Origin of the sequence: Mesorhizobium sp. M7A.F.Ca.ET.027.03.2.1 (assembly GCF_003999175.1) — a bacterium.
In the GTDB taxonomy this organism is placed as follows: Bacteria; Pseudomonadota; Alphaproteobacteria; order Rhizobiales; family Rhizobiaceae; genus Mesorhizobium.
The window spans coordinates 1-1,478 of record NZ_RZOM01001294.1; the positions used below are offsets into that span (position 1 = coordinate 1).

1 pseudogene is annotated in these 1,478 nt (G+C 65.5%); it reads right to left on the reverse strand.

Annotated elements, in window-relative coordinates:
- A pseudogene (locus EN750_RS33975) lies at positions 1-1,100 on the reverse strand (methyl-accepting chemotaxis protein); the annotation flags it as partial.
- Between the last annotated feature and the right edge of the window lie 378 nt (positions 1,101-1,478).

The window sequence follows — 1,478 nt, forward strand, 5'->3', positions numbered from 1 at the left end:
TCGTAGGACGTGAACTGGGTCAGTGCCTTGGCCTCGTTGCGCTTGTCGGCCAGCGTCTGGGCGCCGAGCCGGTCTTCGGAAAACTCCTGCGCCAGCAGGAAATAGGCCGGCGCGAAATCCGCATTGGCCGCGATGAAGGCGTTGAGCTTGTCGAGGCGCTGGGCGTCGTCGAACTGCTGGATATGCACCAGCTTGATCGACAGCGCCTTGCCCTTGTCGGCAAGCGCGCCGAACACTTCGCGCGCGCCGGCCTTGCCGTCCTGCACCCGAAGCAGCGTGGCAAAGCGCGTGTAGGGATCGATGGCGTCGACGTCGAAACCGGCAAAGGCGAGGTAGGAGCGCCGCGCATTGAGCATGTCGCCGGACAGCTCATAGACGCGGGCATTGTGGTAGAACTCGTCCGGCCGCTTCGGCTCGGCGATCGCCCCGCCCTGCGCGGCAAGCGCGGCAAAGCCCTTGGCGATGGTGTCGATCGAGGCGGCGATCTGCTGCGTCGTTTCTTGCAGCTTCTCGGTCTGGGCCTGCTGCTGCGCCTGGCCGGCGGCCAGCGTCTCGGTCTGCTTCTTCACCTCTTCGGTGGTCTTCTGCACTTCCGCCGTCTGCTGCGTCTGCTGCTGCTGGACCGAGGCGATCTCGTCGGCCTTCTTCGCCACCGTGTCGGTTGTCTGCTTGACCTGTTCGACCGTCTTTTGCGTCTGCGTGACGGTCTGCTCGATCCTGGCCACTTTTTCGGACACGATCCCCATCGACTGCTGCAGCCCGGCAATGGCCGGCACCAGGCTGGCGATCACCCCGTTCTGGGCGTTGGTCTGCTGCTGCAGGCCGTAGACGCCACTGGCGACGGCCGCCGCCGTGGTGGCGAAGATCAAGGCCGGCAGCGCTCTGGCCGCCAGCACCAGCCTGAGCACGATGGCAATGGCGATGATGATTGCGGCCACCGCGGCGATCAGCGCGATATAGGCGGCGAACGGCGCCAGCGGATTGAGGATGTCTGATACCGCACCCCCGATAAAGGCGACGCTGCCGGCCCATTTGCCGGTGCGGCTGAGCGATGCCCTGATAAGCGAGGGCGCAGCGCCCCCGGCCCCGATATTCGTCATGCCAAGCCCCCAAGCCCTGAGATACCACGCCCCTTCCCACGGGAAACGCGGCCCTGGCAAGGAAAGACACGGGAAAACCGGCGTTTTCGGGGCAGATGCTCGGCGGGGCCGATAGCCGACGCCGGCGCTGCCCCTCATCCGCCTGCCGGCACCTTCTCCCCGTGAACGGGGAGAAGGGAGATGCCGCGGCGTTGGCGTTCACTCTGCGACGCCGGCGGTTGGCGAACCCGTCGAGGAGAGCGTCCTTCTCCCCGTTCACGGGGAGAAGATGGCGGCAGCCAGATGAGGGGCGGCGCCAAGCTCTGAAAATATGCGCAAACCTGGGCAAATGCCTTGCTGCCGCCATTAACCAAATGGACGCATCACATGCGTTACGTT